The 15,715-nt window shown below is 68.6% G+C and carries 15 protein-coding genes and 5 tRNA genes; all 20 read right to left on the bottom strand.

The window, feature by feature from the left end; all coding sequences use genetic code 11:
- On the bottom strand, window positions 1–391 hold a 391-nt coding region (rplK, locus tag ACWTSU_RS02225; protein WP_455138246.1), incomplete at its 3' end, for a 50S ribosomal protein L11.
- Between the two features lie 95 nt (window positions 392–486).
- Window positions 487–1,038 (bottom strand): transcription termination/antitermination protein NusG, encoded by a 552-nt coding sequence (gene nusG, locus ACWTSU_RS02220; protein ID WP_455138245.1) that lies wholly within the window; start codon window positions 1,036–1,038, stop codon window positions 487–489.
- Window positions 1,039–1,040: 2 nt separating this feature from the next.
- Complete coding sequence (gene secE, locus ACWTSU_RS02215) at window positions 1,041–1,433, bottom strand: preprotein translocase subunit SecE (protein ID WP_455138244.1); 393 nt, start codon at window positions 1,431–1,433, stop codon at window positions 1,041–1,043.
- A 72-nt stretch (window positions 1,434–1,505) separates the two neighbouring features.
- Window positions 1,506–1,581: transfer RNA gene (locus ACWTSU_RS02210), tRNA-Trp, on the bottom strand.
- An 18-nt stretch (window positions 1,582–1,599) separates the two neighbouring features.
- Window positions 1,600–1,749, bottom strand: a complete 150-nt coding sequence (gene rpmG / locus ACWTSU_RS02205) for a 50S ribosomal protein L33 (RefSeq protein ID WP_349181750.1) — start codon at window positions 1,747–1,749, stop codon at window positions 1,600–1,602.
- 189 nt (window positions 1,750–1,938) lie between these two features.
- Window positions 1,939–3,144, bottom strand: coding sequence for an elongation factor Tu (gene tuf, locus ACWTSU_RS02200; RefSeq protein WP_455138243.1), 1,206 nt, complete (start codon window positions 3,142–3,144; stop codon window positions 1,939–1,941).
- Between the two features lie 88 nt (window positions 3,145–3,232).
- Window positions 3,233–3,309, bottom strand: a tRNA-Met gene (locus ACWTSU_RS02195).
- 26 nt (window positions 3,310–3,335) lie between these two features.
- A tRNA-Thr gene (locus ACWTSU_RS02190) sits at window positions 3,336–3,411 on the bottom strand.
- Between the two features lie 3 nt (window positions 3,412–3,414).
- Window positions 3,415–3,498, bottom strand: a tRNA-Tyr gene (locus tag ACWTSU_RS02185).
- A gap of 228 nt (window positions 3,499–3,726) precedes the next feature.
- A tRNA-Thr gene (locus ACWTSU_RS02180) sits at window positions 3,727–3,801 on the bottom strand.
- 138 nt (window positions 3,802–3,939) lie between these two features.
- A complete protein-coding gene (locus ACWTSU_RS02175) occupies window positions 3,940–4,476 on the bottom strand; it encodes an NYN domain-containing protein (protein WP_455138242.1) in 537 nt (178 codons plus the stop codon).
- On the bottom strand, window positions 4,466–5,425 hold the full coding sequence (gene rlmB, locus ACWTSU_RS02170) for a 23S rRNA (guanosine(2251)-2'-O)-methyltransferase RlmB (protein ID WP_455138241.1): 960 nt from the start codon (window positions 5,423–5,425) through the stop codon (window positions 4,466–4,468). The genes ACWTSU_RS02175 and rlmB overlap by 11 nt, the downstream gene beginning before the upstream one ends.
- A 2-nt stretch (window positions 5,426–5,427) precedes the next feature.
- A complete protein-coding gene (cysS, locus tag ACWTSU_RS02165) occupies window positions 5,428–6,906 on the bottom strand; it encodes a cysteine--tRNA ligase (protein WP_455138240.1) in 1,479 nt (492 codons plus the stop codon).
- Between the two features lie 338 nt (window positions 6,907–7,244).
- Complete coding sequence (ispF, locus tag ACWTSU_RS02160; protein WP_455138239.1) at window positions 7,245–7,727, bottom strand: 2-C-methyl-D-erythritol 2,4-cyclodiphosphate synthase; 483 nt, start codon at window positions 7,725–7,727, stop codon at window positions 7,245–7,247.
- Window positions 7,728–7,812: 85 nt separating this feature from the next.
- Entirely contained in the window at window positions 7,813–8,610 is a 798-nt protein-coding gene (gene ispD / locus ACWTSU_RS02155; protein ID WP_455138238.1) for a 2-C-methyl-D-erythritol 4-phosphate cytidylyltransferase, read from the bottom strand.
- On the bottom strand, window positions 8,610–9,689 hold the full coding sequence (disA, locus tag ACWTSU_RS02150) for a DNA integrity scanning diadenylate cyclase DisA (protein WP_455138237.1): 1,080 nt from the start codon (window positions 9,687–9,689) through the stop codon (window positions 8,610–8,612). The genes ispD and disA overlap by 1 nt, the downstream gene beginning before the upstream one ends.
- A 56-nt stretch (window positions 9,690–9,745) precedes the next feature.
- Window positions 9,746–12,328, bottom strand: coding sequence for an ATP-dependent Clp protease ATP-binding subunit (locus ACWTSU_RS02145; protein ID WP_455138236.1), 2,583 nt, complete (start codon window positions 12,326–12,328; stop codon window positions 9,746–9,748).
- 240 nt (window positions 12,329–12,568) lie between these two features.
- Window positions 12,569–14,797 (bottom strand): lysine--tRNA ligase, encoded by a 2,229-nt coding sequence (gene lysS, locus ACWTSU_RS02140; RefSeq protein WP_455138235.1) that lies wholly within the window; start codon window positions 14,795–14,797, stop codon window positions 12,569–12,571.
- Between the two features lie 83 nt (window positions 14,798–14,880).
- Window positions 14,881–15,354, bottom strand: coding sequence for a transcription elongation factor GreA (greA, locus tag ACWTSU_RS02135; protein ID WP_455138234.1), 474 nt, complete (start codon window positions 15,352–15,354; stop codon window positions 14,881–14,883).
- Between the two features lie 27 nt (window positions 15,355–15,381).
- Window positions 15,382–15,702, bottom strand: coding sequence for a twin-arginine translocase TatA/TatE family subunit (gene tatA, locus ACWTSU_RS02130; RefSeq protein ID WP_455138233.1), 321 nt, complete (start codon window positions 15,700–15,702; stop codon window positions 15,382–15,384).
- Window positions 15,703–15,715: the final 13 nt, after the last annotated feature.

Genomic DNA, 15,715 nt, shown 5'->3' with positions numbered 1-15,715 from the left:
CGGCGACGATCTTCTTGGCGGCCTCGATGTCGTTGGCGTTGAGGTCCGGCATCTTGATCTCGGCGATCTTGGTGAGCTGCTCCTGGGAGAGCTCGCCGACCTTGTCACGCTGCGGGACGCCCGAGCCGCCCTTGAGGCCGAGCTCCTTCTTGATGAGCTCAGCGGCGGGCGGGGTCTTGCAGACGAAGTCGAAGGTGCGGTCCTCGTAGACCGTGATCTCGACCGGGATGATGTCGCCGGCTTTGTCCTGCGTGGCGGCGTTGAACGCCTGGCAGAACTGCATGATGTTGACCTGGGCGGCACCGAGGGCGGGGCCGACGGGAGGCGCGGGGTTGGCCTGACCGGCCGGAATCTGGAGCTTGATGAAGTTGGTGACCTTCTTCTTGGGCATGGCGTTCTCCTTGCGGAATGGTGCGTGCGGTACGAGCTATGTTCGCGTCGCGCCCGAGAAGCAATCCTCACCGATACGGGCGGACGAGAGCGTCCCTAGGCGATCGTGGCGACCTGGTCGAGCGTGAGCTCCACGGGGGTCTCGCGACCGAAGATCGTAAGCATGACGCGGAGCTTGCCGGACTCGGGCATGACCTCGGCGACCTGGCCGTCGAAGTCGGCGAGCGGGCCGGAGAGCACGCGCACGGACTGGCCGACCTCGATGGAGGTGGAGGTCCGCTTGGCCACCGGGGCCGTGGTGCCGCGACCCGCGCCCGTGCGGCGCATGATCTTGTCGAACTCGCTGCGGCGCAGCGGGGTGGGCTTGCCGTCGGGGCCGACGAAGCCGGTCACGCCGGGGGTGTTGCGGACGAACGACCAGGTGTCGTCGTTGCCCTCCATGCGGACGAGGACGTAGCTCGGCAGGACCTTGGACTCCTTGGTCTCGCGCTTGCCGCCCTCCTTGATCTCCGTGACCTCCTCGGCCGGGATCTGGATGTCCACGATCTGGTCGGACAGGCCGTAGGTCTCGATGCGGTGCTCGAGGTCGGTCTTGACCTTGTTCTCGTATCCCGAGTAGGTGTGGATGACGTACCAGCGCTTTGCCATGGCTACCCCCTCAGACTCGTGAAGCCCACGAGCGCGGCAACGATGCCGGAGTCAACGAACCAGATGATCACGCCAAAGACGATGAGCATCACGATGATGGCCAGCGAGTAGCTCTTGAGCTCCTCCTTGGAGGGCCAGACCACGCGGCGCATCTCGGAGCGGACGTCACCGAGGTAGTTGGCCAGGCGACGGAAGACGCCGGGCTTCTTGTCGGCCTTCTTCTTGTCGGCGGCCTTCTTCTCGGCCTTGGCGTCGCGCTTCTCGTCCTTGCGCTCGGACTTGGCCGTCTTCTTGTCGGAGGCGGGGGCGGAAGCCAGCTGAGCGGCCTCGACGCGGGCTCGCTCCTCCGCGCGGGCCTTGCGGGCGCTCCTCTTGTTTCTGTCCTTGTTGGCCATCCGTCTCTCCCTAAGAAGACGTCCCTTACATGGAAACCGGCTAACCCCGAGGGGAAAGCCGGTGGTGAAATCTGGCAGGCCAGGAAGGACTCGAACCCTCAACAAACGGTTTTGGAGACCGCCGCTCTACCATTGGAGCTACTGGCCTGTTTGGAAAGCCCACCTGCTAGCGGGTCTCCCGGTGAAGCGTGTGCTTGTGACACCACGGGCAGTACTTCTTCAACTCCATGCGATCGGGGTTGTTGGACTTGTTCTTGTTCGTGGTGTAGTTGCGGCGCTTGCACTCAGTGCACGCGAGGGTAACCAGAGTACGCATTGATCCTCCTGAAAGAACTTCTCGTTGGAGGGAGTTTCCCTCGAACGTGACGCGAATGGATACGCTACCATCCCATCGCCGAACTTGTCAAGCCAAGTGGCGTGCTCACGCGCGCATCACAAAACGCACAGAGCATGAAAAGGGCCCGATCCGAGAAGGACCGGGCCCTGAGCGTCGAATAGGCGAGCGCTACTCGATGATGGTGGAGACGCGGCCGTCGCCGACGGTGTGGCCGCCCTCGCGGATGGCGAACTTGTCGCCCTGCTCCATGGCGATGGAGTGGATGAGCTCAGCGGTGATGGTCACGTGGTCGCCCGGCATGGCCATCTCGACCTTGTTGCCGTTGGAGTCGGTGAGCTCGGAGATGTCACCGGTGATGTCCGTGGTGCGGAAGTAGAACTGCGGACGGTAGCCGGCGAAGAACGGCGTGTGACGGCCGCCCTCCTCCTTGGTGAGGACGTAGATCTCGCCGGTGAACTTGTTGTGCGGGGTGACGGAGCCGGGCTTGCAGATGACCTGGCCGCGCTCGATGTCCTCGCGCTTGATGCCGCGCAGGAGGATGCCGACGTTGTCGCCAGCCTCGCAGAAGTCCATGGTCTTGCGGAACATCTCGATGCCGGTGGCAACGGAGGTCTGCTTCTCACGGATGCCGATGATCTCGACGGGCTCGTTGAGCTTGAGCTCACCGCGCTCGACGCGGCCGGTGGCGACGGTGCCGCGGCCGGAGATGGTCATGACGTCCTCGATGGCCATCAGGAACGGCTTGTCGTTGTCACGCGGCGGCGTGGGGATGTAGGAGTCAACGGTGTGCATGAGCTCGACGACGGAGTCGACCCACTTCTGCTCGCCGTTGAGGGCGCCCAGCGCGGAGCCGCGGATGATCGGCAGGTCGTCACCGGGGAAGTCGTACTCGGTGAGGAGGTCGCGGGTCTCCATCTCGACGAGGTCGATGAGCTCCTCGTCGTCGACCATGTCGCACTTGTTCAGGAACACGACGATGTAGGGCACGCCGACCTGACGGGCGAGCAGGATGTGCTCGCGGGTCTGGGCCATGGGGCCGTCGGTGGCGGCGATGACGAGGATGGCACCGTCCATCTGAGCCGCACCGGAGATCATGTTCTTGATGTAGTCAGCGTGGCCCGGGCAGTCGACGTGGGCGTAGTGGCGCTCCCAGGTCTCGTACTCGATGTGGGCAACGTTGATGGTGATGCCGCGCTGGCGCTCCTCGGGGGCCTTGTCGATGTTCTCGAAGGCGGTGAAGTCGGCCTTGCAGCCCTCCTGCTCGGAGAGGACCTTGGTGATGGCCGCGGTCAGCGTGGTCTTGCCGTGGTCGACGTGACCGATGGTACCGATGTTTACGTGCGGCTTGGAACGATCGAACTTCTCCTTGGCCATGTGCCATCCTCCTTTTGGAACCGACCTTGCGGCCTTCCACGTACTTACGTTCTTATGCCAAGCGGCGCCGTAGCGCCGCTAAGAACTCTGGTACCGGTGACTGGATTCGAACCAGTGACGTCGCGGGTATGAGCCGCGTGCTCTAACCAGCTGAGCTACACCGGCATGGTGCCGAGCGACCGAAAGTGGAATGGAGCCCGCGACCGGATTTGAACCGGTGACCTCTTCGTTACCAACGAAGTGCTCTACCGACTGAGCTACACGGGCAGATGGTGGGGATGCTTGGACTCGAACCAAGGAACCCAGAGGGAGCGGATTTACAGTCCGCCGCAGTTGCCGCTGTGCCACATCCCCATTCCGTTTTCAGCCACCTGCGAGGCGCGTTCTCCCCCGCAAGCGGAAGATAGATTACGTCGAGGGCAAAAACTTGTCAACGTATACCCCGGAGCCGGGCGTCTCCATACTCACAAGCTCCACACATCCGCAGGTAAAACGATGCGTGCGAAGCGGGGCGAGAAGGGCGCGCGCCCGAATGGGCGGCGGGGCCGCGGACGACGCGCGCCCGCGGCCCCGATCGGTGCCTGGAGCCGGCAGAGGGAGTCGAACCCCCAACCCACGGTTTACAAAACCGTTGCTCTGCCATTGAGCCATGCCGGCGGGTCTGTCCATGATAGCGGAGCGGGATGGCGAGCGGTGAGACATTGGGGACAGGTTCATTTGTCTCATCGCGGCAACGAGGCATATGCTCCCCTCGGACTCGGTTGAGATGAGACAAATGAACCTGTCCCCAATGTCTCACCCGCGCAGGATCCGCCAGAGCTTCTCGCGCGCGGCCGGGTCGATGCGGTCCTCGAGGCGCATGTGCTGGGTCTGGCGCTCGGCGTTGGCGCGCTCGTACTCGGCGGTGAGCGCGGTCATGTCGGCCACGAGCACGTCGCTCGAGACGCGCGTGACGGGCACGCCGCCCACCGTGGCGCGGATGGTGTTGTCCGAGGTCACCACCGTCACGGCGCGTGGGCGGCGGCGCTCCTCGCTGACCAGCCGCTCGATCACCGTGTCGGCCGACTCGCCGGCCGGCGAGAAGACCAGGCGCACGCCGGCCTTGGAGAGGTCAGGGCGCTCCGGCGAGACGTTGCCCGCCGCGTCGAAGACGATCACGGCGTCGTAGCGCCCCTTGGCATAGGCGGCCACGTCGGCCACGAGCAGCTCGCGCGCCTGCTCGAAGGGGTCGCCGTCGGCGGTCTGGTCCATGCGGGCGAGATAGCGCGCGCTCTTGTAGATGACGTTGTAGCCGTCGACGACGAGCAGCTCGCGCGCGACCTCAGCGCCCATCGGCGCCGGCCTCCCCCAGCTCCACGCGGCGCAGCCACTCGTAGCAGAGCACGGTCGTGGCCTGGGCGACGTTGAGCGACTCCACGCGCCCGCGCTGCGGCAGGCGACACGAGAAGTCGCACCTCTCGGCCACCAGGCGCGACACGCCCGAGCCCTCCGAGCCCATGACCAGCGCGAGGCGCCCGCCCATCGGAGCGTGCCAGACGTCAGTCTGGGCGTGCTCGGTGGCGGCGCAGGCCCAGAAGCCGGCGGCCTTGAGCTCGTCGAGGGCGCGCGCGAGGTTGGGGACCTGCGCGATGGGCAGGTGCAGGACGGCGCCGGCCGAGGTCTTGTAGGCACCCACGCCCACCGAGGCGGCGCGGGCCTTGGCCACCACGACGCCTGCCGCGCCCACGACCTCGGCCGTGCGGACGATGGCGCCGAAGTTGCCCTGGTCGGTCACGTGGTCGAGCACCACCACGAGGGCGTCGCCGGAGCCGGCCGCGGCGATGACGTCGGAGAGCTCGGCGTAGGCGAACGGGCGGGCGCGCACGACCACGCCCTGGTGGGCGCCGTGGCTCGAGAGCGCGTCCAGGCGGGCGCGCGGGACGCGCTCCACGGGGACGCCGGCCTCGTCAAGGCGCTCCGCGATGCGCTCGAGCGCCTGGTCGCGCTCGCCGGAGCGCTCCTGCACGAGCGCCGAGCGCAGCGGCATGCCGCAGGAGAGCGCCTCCTCCACGGCGCGCCGGCCCTCGATGAGATCGGAGCGGTCGCGCTGCTCGCGGCCGCCGTGCGCGGGGCCGCGCGACCCGTGGGGCTTCTCGCCGCGCGGGAACTTCTCGCCGCGCGGGCCCTTGCCCTTGGGGGCGCCGGAGCGGCCGAGACGACCCGTCTGCGGGCGCGGGCGGGCGCCCCTCCCCTTGCCGCCGCGGACGTCGCGGCCGGGGGTGCGTGACTGGTTCTTGGCCACGGCTACTCCTTGCGGTGCAGGCGGGCGCCGGCCGCGGTGTCCTCGACCACCAGGCCGAGCGCGGCGATGCCGTCGCGGATGGCGTCGGCGACGCCCCAGTTCTTCTCGGCACGGGCCTGCTGGCGCGCGGCGAGCAGGACGTCGGCGGCCTCGGCGGGCGAGGCGCCCTCGTAGCCGGCGTGCTCGCGCGCCAGGTCGACGAGGCCCTCGGGCAGGTCGTCGGCGCCGTCGGAGCGCGAGAGGCTGATGCCCATGACGTCGGCGAGCTCGCAGAGCATGTCGGCGGCGCGCAGGCACACGGCCGTGGAGGTGTCGTCGGCGGCCTCGGCCAGGTAGGTGTTGCAGGCCGTCACCAGGCCGAAGATCGCGGCGAGGCCGCCGGCGGTGTTGAAGTCGTCGTCCATCTGGCGGCAGAACTCGGCGCGAGCCTCGTCGATCTTGGCGCCGAGCGCGCGGTCGGCGTCGTTGAGCTCGCCGTCCTGCGGGGAGCGCTCTGCGGCCCAGCGCAGGTTGCGCGCGCAGGTCTGCAGGCGCTCGAGCGTGCCGGCCACGCCCTCCAGGCGCTCGAACGAGAAGTCCAGCGGCGCGCGGTAGTGGGTCTGCAGCATGAGCAGGCGCACGGCGTCGGCGGGGCACTTGTCGAGCACCTCCTTGAGCGTGTAGAAGTTGCCGAGGCTCTTGGACATCTTCTCGCCGTCCACGCGCAGCATCCCGGTGTGCATCCAGGTGTTGGCGAGCGGGGCGTGCCAGGCGCACATGGCCTGGGCGGTCTCGTTCTCGTGGTGCGGGAAGATGAGGTCGGCGCCGCCGCCGTGGATGTCGATCGGCGTGCCGAGGTAGCGGTGGATCATCGCGCAGCACTCGGTGTGCCAGCCGGGGCGGCCGTCGCCCCACGGGGAGGGCCAGCTCGGCTCGCCGGGCTTGGCCGCCTTCCAGAGGGCGAAGTCAAAGGGGTCGCGCTTCTCGTCGTTGACCTCCACGCGCTCGCCGGCGCGCATCTGGTCGAGGTCGCGGCCCGAGAGGATGCCGTAGCTGGTGTCGGAGCGCACGGAGAAGTAGACGTCGCCGGACGGGACGGCGTAGGCGTTGCCCTGCTCGATGAGCAGCGAGATCATCTCCTGCATGGCCTCAATCTCGTGCGTGGCGCGCGGGCGGATGTCCGGGTCGAGCACGCCGAAGCGGTGCATCTGCTCGATGAAGGCGGCCGAGCACTCCTCGGCGACCTCGGCCGCGGTGCGGCCCTGCTCGTTGGCGCGGTTGATGATCTTGTCGTCCACGTCGGTGAGGTTCTGGGCAAAGGTGACCTGGTAGCCCTTGTACATGAGGTAGCGCCGGATCACGTCAAACGCCAGGAACGTGCGCGCGTTGCCGATGTGGATCTGGTCGTAGACCGTGGGGCCGCAGACGTACATGCGGATCTTGCCGGGCTCGATGGGGACGAGCTCCTCCTTCTTGTGCGTCTGGCTGTTGTAGACGAGCATGGTCGCTCCTTGGCTGTCCGGGTGCGGGTCGTGCGTTGACCCAGTATAGCGCCGGGGCAGCGAGGCGGCGGGGCCGCGCGCGGGCCGGGCTGGTTGCGCGCAGCCGCGGCGAGGAAATTGTCAGGCGAGTCCGTCAGAAGGGGCTGTGCGCCGGTTACGTACACTGTTGTGACTTTGATGCTGAGGGGGACAACGCGCTGAACTGGGGTTTCTCGATTGCTTGGTACCTTATTAATATCGCAACAGTGTACGTAACCGGCGGGGGTGTACGTAACCGGCAGCGCGGGTGGCGAGAAGGGCGGCGTAGGCGAGGAGGGCGAAGGGCGAGGCGAGAAGCCCTACGCGTCATCGCGCTCGAGCAGGCAGACGGCCCAGGCGGCGATGCCCTCCTCGCGGCCCACGAAGCCCAGGCGCTCGGTGGTGGTGGCCTTGACGCCCACCTGCTCCACGTCCACGCCCAGCGCGGCAGCCATCCGCGCGCGCATCTCCTCGCGGTACGGCGCGAGCTTGGGCGCCTGCGCAGCGATCGTGCAGTCCACGTCCGCCACGCGCCAGCCGCGCTCGCGCACGAGCGCCGCCACCTGGCGCATGAGCCCGAGCGAGTCCGCGCCCTCGTAGGCGGGGTCGGTGTCGGGGAAGAGCTTGCCGATGTCGCCGGCGCGCAGCGCGCCGAGCACGGCATCCATCACCGCGTGCGCAACCACGTCGGCGTCGGAGTGACCGGCCAGCCCGCGCTCGCTCGGCACGGTGACGCCGCCCAGCACGAGCGGCCGCCCCTCGGTGAACGCGTGAACGTCAAAGCCGTGTCCGATCCGCAGCATGGCAGCTTCCCTCCTGAGACAATGGGGACAGGTTCATTTGTCTCATTGCGAAGCTTATGAGACAAATGAACCTGTCCCCATTGTCTCACGACAGCAGACGGCGCTCGAGCGTGGCCTCGGCGATCGCGAGGTCCTCGGGTACCGTGACCTTGAGGTTGTCGCGCGTGGACTCGACCACGCACACCCGCCCGCCCACGCGCTCCACCAGAGAGGCGTCGTCGGTCCCCTGGTACTCCTCGTGCTCCGCGGCCTTGTGGGCGGCGAGCAGCACGCGGCGCCGGAAGACCTGCGGCGTCTGCGCGGCCCAGTAGAACGAGCGGTCGGGCGTGGCCACCACCGTGGTGCCCTCCACGAGCTTGAGCGTGTCCACGCAGCGCGTGGCGAGAAGGGCCCCGGCCAGCGTCTCGTCCGCGCGCACCACCGCGATCGCCCGCTCCACGAGCTCGGTCTCCACGAGCGGGCGCGCCGCGTCGTGCACCGCAACGAGGTCCAGGTCGCGCGGGGTGGCGTCAAGGCCCGAGCGCACCGACGCCTGGCGCGTGGCCCCCGAGGGTGCCAGCGTCACGGGCTTGGACAGCGTGAGCCGTCCCAGCACGTCTTGCTCCACCTCGGCCACGCGGTCGGGCGCGCACACCACCACGATGCGGGCCACGGACGGCGCGCGGTCGAGCGCGGCCACCGACCAGCACATGAGCGGCAGCCCCGCCAGGTCCACGAACTGCTTGCCGCGCGGGTCGCCGAAGCGCTCGCCCGAGCCGCCGGCCACTACGATCGCGCAGGTGTCGGCCTCGCCCGCCGGCGCATCCACGCGTTCGGCGCACGCGCAGGGACACGGCTCCGCCGCGCCCTTCTCGCCGGCCGCCCCTCCGCGCACGGCGCCCATCACTCCCCCTTGCCCCACATGCGGTGCAGGCTGTTGGCGAGCACGCCGGGGTTCTTGACGCCGATCTCGCCGAGGCGCGCCGGGTCGTCGTCCACGGCCTCGAGCACCTCCTGGAGCGAGCCGTACTCGTCCACGATCTTGTCGGCCATGCCGTCGCGCACCACCGGCACGCGCGAGAGCGTGCGCAGGCCGAGCGGCGTCATGATGGAGTCCTCGCCGCGGTCGTCGGTGTAGCCGAGCAGCCGCGCCACGGACTTGGCGGAGCGCAGCTGGGTGTTGGCCGTGTCGTGCAGGCGCTTGCGGATGCCCGCGGCGGCCTCCTCCGAGGAGTCCACGGCATAGTCGCGGATCATGAGGGTATAGGCCTCGTCCATCCCGGCAAGGTACTCCTCGCGCTGCATCTTGGTGATCCGCCCCTCCGTGCCGAGCTGCATGATGCACTCGTCGAGCTCCTCGCCGGCGGTCATGAGCACCTCGAAGAGGTACAGGATGTCCGCCACGTCGCCCATGGTGACGCAGTTGTCCAGCTCGAGGCTCGTGAGGCGCAGCAGGCTCCGGTCTATCTGCGAGCGCGTGCTCTGCATGGCCACGGTGAGCTGGTTCACGGTGGCGAGAAGGTCGCTGGCGCTCTTGAGCTCGTAGCCCTTGCCGTCCACGTAGACGTTGACCACCGAGCGCCGCGACGACACCGACACGACCATCGCCCGCGTGAGCAGGCTCATGCGGGCGGCGGTGCGGTGCCGCATGCCCGTCTCGGAGGTGGGCAGCGACGGATCGGGGTTGAGGTGGTAGTTGGCCCGCAGGATCCTGGTGAGGTCGCGGTCAACCACCACGGCGCCGTCCATCTTGCAGAGCTCGAAGAGACGGTTGGCCGTGAACGAGACCTCGAGCTTGAAGCCGTCGTCCCCAGCGGCGAGCACGTTGTCGGTGTCGCCCACGCAGATGAGGGCCCCCAGGTGGCCGGCGATGATCATGTCGAGGGCCTTGCGCAGCGGCGTGCCCGGAGCGGTCTTGCGGATGGCGTCCTTGAAGCGCTCCTCGCGCTCGTCGGCATCCGTCTCGTGATGGGTGACGTCCATGGGGCTCCTTCTCACGCGTGCGGGCTCATCTGAGTATAGCGCCGGGGGGCCGCAGGCTAGGCGCCCGAGGCCGCCAGTCCACCGCCGCTTGCGACCCCGCGCGCGGGCTCGGGCAGCGAGACGGGCTCGCTGGGCCGCATGCTCTCGCGGTGCCGGGGCGCCGGGATCTCGCCGGTGGCGTGCTCGAAGACGAGCGCGCCGTCCCTCTCGTCCACGCGAATGATCTCGCCGCGGTGCCAGAGGCCCTGGAGCAGCTCCTCCGAGAGCGGGTCCTCGATGAGCGACTGGATCGCGCGGCGCAGCGGGCGCGCGCCGTAGACCGGGTCGGCGCCCTGCTTGGCCACGAGGTCGCGCGCGGCGTCCGTGAGCTCGATGGACATGCCCTGGGCGACGAGACGGTCGCGCAGGTCGGCCACCATGAGCTCCACGATGCCGCGCAGCTGCTCGCCCGTGAGCGACTTGAAGACCACGACCTCGTCCACGCGGTTGAGGAACTCGGGGCGGAAGTGTCGCTTGAGCTCGCCCATGACGCGGCTCTCGATCTCCTTGTCCGAGAGGCCCGAGGCGCCCTGGGCCGAGAAGCCCATCGTGGTGGTCTGGGCGATGTCGCGCGCGCCGATGTTGGAGGTCATGATGATGACCGTGTTGGAGAAGTCCACGTGGCGGCCCTGGCCGTCGGTGAGGCGGCCCTCCTCCAGGATCTGGAGCAGGACGTTGAAGACGTCGGGGTGGGCCTTCTCGACCTCGTCGAACAGCACCACCGAGTACGGGCGGCGCCGGACGGCCTTGGTGAGCTCGCCGCCCTCGTCGTAGCCCACGTATCCGGGAGGGGCGCCGACGAGCTTGGAGACGGTGTGCTTCTCCATGAACTCGGACATGTCGAAGGAGATGAGGGCCTCCTCGCTGCCGAAGAGGAACTCGGCGAGCGCCTTGGCGAGCTCGGTCTTGCCCACGCCCGAGGGGCCGAGGAAGATGAACGAGCCGCCGGGGCGGCGCGGGTCCTTGAGGGGGCTGCGGCTGCGGCGGATGGCGCGCGCGACCTTGGTGACGGCCTCGTCCTGGCCGATGACGCGCTGGTGCAGGACGTCCTCGCAGCGCAGGAGCTTGGAGGCCTCGGCCTCGGTGAGGTCGGAGACGGGCACGCCGGTCATCGTGGAGACCACGTCGGCGATGTCGGACTCGTCCACGGCGACCACGTTGGCGGCGAGCTGCTCGCGCCAGGCGGCCTCGAGCTCGTCGCGGCGCGCCACGAGGGACTTCTCCTCGTCGCGCAGGCGGGCCGCCTCCTCGAACTCCTGGGCGTCCGCGGCGGCAGACTTCTCGTCGCGGACGCGGGCGAGGTCGGCGTCCACCTGGGCGATCTCGGGCGGCAGCGCCATCTTGTGGACGCGCGTGCGGGCACCGGCCTCGTCGATGACGTCGATGGCCTTGTCGGGCAGGAAGCGGTCCTGCACGTAGCGGCTCGAGAGCGTCACGGCCGCGCGGATGGCCGCGTCGGTGTAGCGGACGTGGTGGTGCTCCTCGTAGCGGCTCTTGAGGCCCTCGATGATGCGGATGGCGTCCTCCACGGTGGGCTCGCCGATGCTGACGGGCTGGAAGCGGCGCTCGAAGGCCGAGTCCTTCTCCACGTGCTTGCGGAACTCCTCGGCCGTGGTGGCGCCGATGACCTGGATCTCGCCGCGCGAGAGGGGCGGCTTGAGGATGGAGGCGGCGTCGACCGAGCCCTCGGCGGCGCCCGCGCCGATGACGGTGTGGATCTCGTCGATGAACAGGATGTCCTCGTCGGACTCCTCGAGCTCGTTGACCACGCGCTTCATGCGCTCCTCGAACTCGCCGCGGTACTTGGAGCCGGCGAGCAGGCTCGCGAGGTCGAGCGTCCAGACCTGCTTGCCGCGCAGGATGTCGGGCACGTTGCCGCCGGCGATGAGCTGGGCGAGCCCCTCCACGATGGCGGTCTTGCCCACGCCCGGGTCGCCCAGGATCAGCGGGTTGTTCTTCTGGCGGCGCGCCAGGATCTGCATGACGCGCTCGATCTCCCTGTCGCGGCCGATGACGGGGTCGAGCTTGCCCTCGGCGGCGAGCTTGGTGAGGTTGCGGCCGTACTGCTCGAGCACGGAGCCCTCCTCGCCGCCCTGCTGCGACGGGCTGCCGAAGCCCGCCATGCGGACGTCGGCGGTCGCGGGCTGCTGCTGGGACTCGGCGCTCTTGCCGGCCAGCTCGGAGACCGCGTTGCGCACCGCGTCGCCCGAGACGCCCATCTGGCGCAGGGCGTCCATCGCCCGGCCGTTGCCCTCGGACACGATGCCCAAAAGCAGGTGCTCGGTGGCGATGTAGGTCTGCCCGTGCGTCATGGTCTCGCGATAGGCGCCCTCGAGCACGCGCTTGGCGCGGGGCGTGAACGGGATGTGGCCGCCCGGCACGGGCTCGCCGTCGTTGGTGGTGAGCGCGCGCACCGTGGCGAGCGTCTCGTCGTAGGTGACGTCGAGCTTGGCCAGGGCCTGGGCCGCGACGCCCTCGCCCTCCTTGATGAGGGCGAGCAGCAGGTGCTCGGTCCCCACGTACATCTGGCCCAGGTTGCGCGCCTCGTCCTGCGCGAGGCTCATGACCTTGCGGGCCTTGTCGGTGAACTTCTCAAACATATGGGTCTAACCTCCCCCACCGGATGCTCATGGTTATAGTTTGTACCCACCGCGACGTGGGCGCAAACCCGCGGCCGCAAAATAAGCGACGTTGCGTCTCCAATGGACCACGCGAGCGGCGTCGCTCAGAAAACCCCGGAAGTCTGATGGTTCTGCAACAGACTTCCGGGGTTTCATGCGCAGTTGTGCCGACAATCCCCCGACTTCTGGAGTTTCTTGAGCATGGCGGCGCCGGGGCGGCTACTTGCCGAAGGTGTCGCGGTCGGGGGCGATGGCGCGCATGGCCTCGATGGTGCGCGAGAAGAGCTCGTCGAGCTCCCAGCCGAGCAGCTCGGCGCCCTTGCGGATGACGTTGCGGTCGCAGCCGGCCGCGAAGCGCTTGTCCTTGAACTTCTTCTTGAGCGACTTCACCTCGAAGTCCATGACCGACTTGCTCGGGCGCATGATGACGGCCGCGCCGATGAGGCCCGTGAGCTCGTCGACGGCGAAGAGCGCCCTCTCCATCTGGAGCTCGGGGGCCGGGAGGTCGGGGTTGTTGTCGGAGTTGTGCGACTGGACGGCGCGGATGAGCTCGTCGCTCGCGCCGGCCGCGCGGAGCCACTCGGCCGCGTAGACGGTGTGGTTGACCGGGTCGTCGGCGTGCTCCTCCCAGTCGAGGTCGTGCAGGATGCCCACGATCTCCCAGAAGTCGGCGTTGTCGGGGTCCATCTGCAGCGCGAACTGGCGCAGCACGCCGCCCACCGTGCGGCCGTGCTCCAGGTGGAACTCGTCCCTGTTGTGCTCGGCGAGAAGCGCGAGCGCCTCGTCGCGCGTGAGTCCCGCCTCGAGGCGCGCCGGGGTCTCCTCGGCCGCGGCGACCCGCTCGGAGTCGGCGGCGATGTCGTCCACCGACGCCGCGGCGTTGTCGGTCACGACGCCCGCCACCTGCGCCTGGATGTCGGCGCGGGTGATGGTCTCGGGCTTCATAGCCGGGAAGAGCAGCACGTCGCGGATGGAGGGCTGGTCGCAGAAGAGCATCACCATGCGGTCGATGCCGTAGCCGATTCCGCCCGCCGGCGGCATGCCGTACTCGAGCGCGCGCACGTAGTCGTAGTCGTAGCCCATGGCCTCGTCGTCGCCCAAGCCCTTGGCCGCCACCTGCTCGGCGAAGCGTCCCGCCTGGTCAACGGGGTCGTTGAGCTCCGAGAACGCGTTGGCGTACTCGTGCCCGGCGATGACCAGCTCGAAGCGGTCGGTGAGGCGCGGGTCCTCGGCCTTGCGCTTGGAGAGGGGGCTCACCTCCTCGGGGTAGTCGCACACGAACGTGGGGTTGACGATGGTCTTCTCGCCCAGCTCGTCATAGAGCTCGAAGAGCAGCTTGCCGGCACCCCAGCTCGGCTGGACCTCGATGCTGTGGGCCTCGCAGAGCTCGCGCAGGTGCTCGACGGGCGTGTCCATGTCAACGTGCTCGCCCACGCACTCCGAGGCCACCTCGGACAGCGGGCGGCTCACCCACTCGCCGGACATGTCGATCTCTTGGCCCTGGTAGGTGATGACCTCGTGGCCTTCCTCGCAGCCGCAGACCTCGCGCGCGATGGTCTTGAACAGGCCCTCCGTGAGGCGCTTCATGCCCTCGAGGTCGGAGTAGGCGCAGTAGGCCTCCATCGAGGTGAACTCGGGGTTGTGCGTGAGGTCCATGCCCTCGTTGCGGAAGTTGCGGCCGATCTCGAAGACGCGCTCGAGCCCGCCCACGATGAGGCGCTTGAGCGGCAGCTCAGTGGCGATGCGCAGGTAGAAGTCGCGGTCGAGCGCGTTGAAGTGCGTCACGAACGGCTTGGCGTTGGCGCCGCCGAGGATGGCGTGCATCATCGGCGTCTCGACCTCCATGTAGCCGTCGGCCTCCATGTAGCGGCGGATCAGGCTGACGATACGGCTGCGCTTGCGGAAGACGTCGCGGACCTCGGGGTTCATGATGAGGTCGACGTAGCGCTGGCGGTAGCGGACCTCGCGGTCGGTGAGGCCGTGGAACTTCTCGGGCAGCGGGCGCAGCGCCTTGGAGAGCATCGTGAGCTCGGTGGGCGAGACGGACAGCTGGCCGCGGCGCGTGCGCAGCACCGCTCCCGTGGCGCCCACGATGTCGCCGAGGTCGAGGTTGGCGAGAAGCGCCCAGCCCTCGTCGCCGAGCACGTCGCGGCGGCAGAACAGCTGGATCTGGCCGCTCACGTCCTCCACCACGACGAACGCGGCCTTGCCCTGGCGGCGCAGCGCGCGCACGCGTCCCGCGACGCTCACCACGTCCTCGGTGTCGGCGCCCGCCTCCAGCTCGGCGTAGCGCTCCTCGAGCTCGGACGCGTGGGCCGTGACCTCGGACGTGATGGGATACGGGTTCACGCCCGCGTCGATGAGGGCCTGGCGGCGGGCCCGGCGCATCGCGCGCTCGTCGGTGGTGGGTGCGGCCTGGGGGGCGGCCGCGGCGGCGTTGTCTGCCATGATCTCTCCTGTCATTCCACAAGTGCGCCCCGTACCTGCGCTGGCAGACACGGGGCGCCTTCTCTCGCTGTTGCGCGCAGAACCTAGCGGGTGATGGCCGTGATGGTGTATTTGCGCGCCTTGCCGGACGGGGCCACGACCTCGACCACGTCGCCCTTCTCGTGACCCATGAGGGCGCTGCCCACCGGGGACTCGTTGGAGATCTTGTGCTCGAGCGAGTTGGTCTCGGTGGTGCCCACGATGGTGAAGGTGGACGTCTTGCCCTTCTCGTCCTTGAGCTCGACGGTGGCGCCGATGGAGACGGTCAGCGAGTGGCCGGCCTCCACGGTGACGGCCGTGGCCAGGATCTGGCGGATCTCGTTGATGCGCGACTCGTTCTGGGACTGCTCCTCCTTGGCGGCGTCGTACTCCGAGTTCTCGGAGAGGTCGCCGAAGCTGCGGGCCTCCTTGATGCGCTCGACGATCTCGTCGTGCTTCTCGCCCTCGCGGAACGCCAGCTCGTCGATGAGCCTCTGGCGGCCCTCAGGGGTGAGCTCGTACCTCTTGGTCTCTGCCATGTTGTGTGCCTCCTGCCCGAAGTGCCGCTAGTTGAGCTTGTTGCCGCACTTGGAGCAGAAGTCCGCGTCGGCCGCGTTCTTGGCGCCGCACTTGGAGCAGAAGACCGCGTCATCGGCGGCCTCGGCGGGGGCGTCGGCGTCGTCCTCGTCCTCGATGACGTCAACGGCGTCGTGGGACTCGATCGGGGAGTCGGAGGCGTCCTCGGAGCCCTCCTCCATGCCCTCGCGGACGTTCTTGACGGTCTTGCCGAGAGCCTTGCCGATCTTGGGCAGGTTCTTGGGCCCAAAGATCACCAAGATGACGACGAGGATGATCAGCAGCTCAGGGATGCCGAGACCAAGAATCATGGTGAAGTGTCCT

Source organism: Thermophilibacter sp. (assembly GCF_966187215.1).
Note: the sequence above shows the minus strand (reverse complement) of the source record. Positions and strands in the feature narration are given on the sequence as shown.